General features: G+C 62.3%; 3 protein-coding genes. All 3 read right to left on the bottom strand.

Annotated features, from left to right (window positions below; all coding sequences use genetic code 11):
- A partial coding sequence (locus tag H0A72_RS21860) for a translation initiation factor IF-2 associated domain-containing protein (protein ID WP_246815013.1) occupies positions 1-408 on the bottom strand: 408 nt, incomplete at its 3' end.
- A 64-nt stretch (positions 409-472) separates the two neighbouring features.
- Positions 473-1,957, bottom strand: coding sequence for a transcription termination factor NusA (nusA, locus tag H0A72_RS21855; protein ID WP_180158625.1), 1,485 nt, complete (start codon positions 1,955-1,957; stop codon positions 473-475).
- Positions 1,954-2,442 carry a ribosome maturation factor RimP gene (gene rimP, locus H0A72_RS21850; RefSeq protein WP_180158624.1) on the bottom strand — a complete coding sequence of 163 codons (489 nt, stop codon included), beginning with the start codon at positions 2,440-2,442 and terminating at the stop codon, positions 1,954-1,956. Before rimP ends, nusA begins: the two co-directional genes overlap by 4 nt.
- Between the last annotated feature and the right edge of the window lie 528 nt (positions 2,443-2,970).

Below are 2,970 nucleotides of genomic sequence, written 5' to 3'. Positions count from 1 at the left end.
GGCTTCATGGCTGCGCGCGGGCGGTTCGGCCACGGCGGCCTGGGCCGCGGGCGCCACCGCTTCCGGCTTGTCGGCGGCTTCGGCCTTGAGAGCCTCGGCGGCGAGCTCGGACGTGTCGCGCTTGACGAAAGTACGCTTCTTTCGCACCTCTACCTGAATCGTGCGTGAACGGCCCGAGCCGTCGGCCTGCCGGATTTCGGAGGTTTGACGGCGAGTCAGGGTGATCTTCTTGCCCTCGCTCCCGCCATGGGCGCGGCGCAACGAATCAAGCAGCCTCGCCTTATCCGCGTCAGTGACGGCATCGTCAACCGACTTGAGTTCAACGCCGGCCGAACGCAGCTGCTCCAGCAGCACGTTTGCAGGCATTTTCAGTTCAACAGCGAACTGGGCGACGGTGTTACTCGGCATTCGACTCTCTCTTGCTTGCTACTACTATTTTCAATGAATACACCCAACTGGTTCGATTCGCGGATCACTTTTCATCGTCGAACCAGTGAGCCCGGGCGCGCATGATCATCTGGCTGGCGTCTTCTTCGGACAGGCCGGTGAATTCGGCCAGTTCGTCGGTGGACAGCTCCGCCAGGTCGTCGAGCGTGGTGACCTCGTTTTCGGCGAGCTTGCCGAGCAGTTCGGGCGTCATGCCTTCGAGCTCCTGCATGTTCTGCGCCACGGTCTGCACGCGCTCTTCGTGGGCGATGGCTTCCGTCAGCAGGGCATTGCGCGCGCGGGTGCGCAGTTCGTTGATGGTCTCTTCGTCGAAGGCCTCGATTTCGAGCAATTCCTGCATGGGTACGTAGGCGATTTCTTCCAGGCCGGTGAAGCCTTCGTCGATCAGGATGTCGGCGACTTCCTCGTCGACGTCGAGCTTGCTGATGAAGGTCTGGCGCAGCGCACTGCGTTCTTCTTCCTGGCGGTTCTGGCTTTCTTCCGGCGTCATGATGTTGATCTGCCAGCCGGTGAGTTCGGACGCCAGCCGCACGTTCTGGCCGCGTGCGCCGATGGCCTTGGGCAGGTTCTCGGCGTCGACCACGACGTCCATGGCGTGCTTGTCCTCGTCGACCACGATGGATTCGACGTGGGCCGGCGCCAGCGCGCCGATGACGAATTCGGCCGGGTCTTCGGCCCACAGCACGATGTCGACCTGTTCGCCGCCCAGTTCGTTGCGCACGGCGGTGACGCGCGAACCGCGCATGCCGACGCAGGTGCCGATGGGGTCGATGCGCTTGTCGTAGGCGACGACGGCGATCTTGGCGCGCACGCCCGGGTCGCGCGCGGCCGCCTTGATCTCCAGCAGGCCTTGCTCGATTTCGGGCACTTCGTTTTCGAAGAGCTGGCGGATGAAGTCGGGCGCGGTGCGGGACAGGATGACCTGCTGGCCGCGCGCCGCGTGGTCGACCTTGAGCACCCAGGCGCGGATCCGGTCGCCGACCCGGATGTTTTCCTTGGGAATCATTTCGCTGCGGGGCAGGCGGGCCTCGATCTTGCCGGTCTCGATGATGGCGTCGCCCTTGTCCATGCGCTTCACGGTGCCCGACACGATGCTTTCCCCGCGTTCGAGGAAGTCGTTCAGCACCTGCTCGCGCTCGGCGTCGCGGATGCGCTGCAGAATGGCCTGCTTGGCGGCTTGCGCGCCGATGCGGCCGAATTCTTCGGGTTCGAGGGGCTCTTCGATGTAGTCGCCGACCTGGATGCCCGGGACGATTTCCTGGGCGTCGGAATACAGTTCCTGCTGGTCGGGTTCCTGCAGGCCGGCGTCGTCGGGCACGACCAGCCACCGGCGATAGCCTTCGTGCTCGCCGGTGTTGCGGTCGATCGTCACCCGGATGTCGGCGTCTTCCTTGAAGCGTTTTTTCATGGCCGATGCCAATGCGCCTTCAAGTGCGCCGAAAACCACCTCGCGGGCAACGTTTTTTTCACGCGCCAAGGCGTCAACCAATAGAAGAATTTCGCGACTCATCGCTTTTTACCCTTGAAATCAAGAATCGGATCCAGTTTGGCACGATCTACGTCGTCGAAAGTGAAGCTCAGGATGCGGGTGTCGCCTTTTCCGGCGTCGATTTCGAGCCCGAATTCCGGAGAGGCGGCCGCGGCGGCGTCCGCATCGGCAGGAACGCGAAGCGTGCCGACAAACACCTTGCGGTTGTCGACGGCTTCGCGCAGCTTGATCTCGACCCGCTCGCCGGCGAAACGGATGAAGTCGGCAACGCGCTTCAGGGGCCGATCGACCCCGGGCGAGCCCACTTCAAGGCGCTTGTAATCGATGTTTTCCACCTCGAATACTCGCGACAGCTGTTTTGAAACCTGTTCGCAGTCTTCAATTCGCACACCGTCCGGGCGGTCGATCGTTACACGCAAGAGCCCAAGGGGCGCGCGTTCCACGTCGACAAGCTCGATATCCATACCGGCCAGGGCCTCTTGTGTCAAAGCGAATATGTCTGCCATAAAATCCAAAAAAAATGGGCTGTCTACCAGCCCACTGTTATCGCATCCGCGGTGCCTGGCACTGCACGACTGCATGCGATCCGCCGCATTTACATGCCGCCATCACGCCTGGCCGTGCGTAACCATAGCCTCACCAATAAAGACGCATTCGAAAATGTGCCGCTATCATTGCCAGTCAGGGTTGTTGCATGACCATGGTTGCATGAGCAAAAGCATGACAAAAACAATATAGCTGTAAAGCCCTACATTCTAACAGAAAAACAAAAAAAATCCTGTCAGGTCTTGGCCTTACATAAAAAAAGCAACAACGGCGGGGCCCGGGGCCCCGCCGGCGGCCCGATATCTGGATATCTAGCGCTGGCGGCGGCCGCCCAGCACGCCCAATTGCGACTCATGGGCGGATGCGCTGCGCGGCTGCCAGTCGTCTGCGCCCGCCGCGCCGGCCTTGCCGCGCCCGCCCGTCTTGCCCGGCCGCGACTTCGCTTCGCCACGGCCGCCGCCCGCCTTGGGCGCGCCCGCCGGCCTGCC

The sequence above is a fragment of the Parapusillimonas granuli genome, assembly GCF_013416525.1.
Taxonomy (GTDB): domain Bacteria; phylum Pseudomonadota; class Gammaproteobacteria; order Burkholderiales; family Burkholderiaceae_B; genus Parapusillimonas; species Parapusillimonas granuli.
Note: the sequence above shows the minus strand (reverse complement) of the source record. Positions and strands in the feature narration are given on the sequence as shown.

Bases quoted from the DNA above. Each gene is read 5' to 3' on its own strand.
- rimP (WP_180158624.1), bottom strand. From the start codon at position 2,442: ATGGCAGACATATTCGCTTTGACACAAGAGGCCCTGGCCGGTATGGAT.
- nusA (WP_180158625.1), bottom strand. From the start codon at position 1,957: ATGAGTCGCGAAATTCTTCTATTGGTTGACGCCTTGGCGCGTGAAAAA.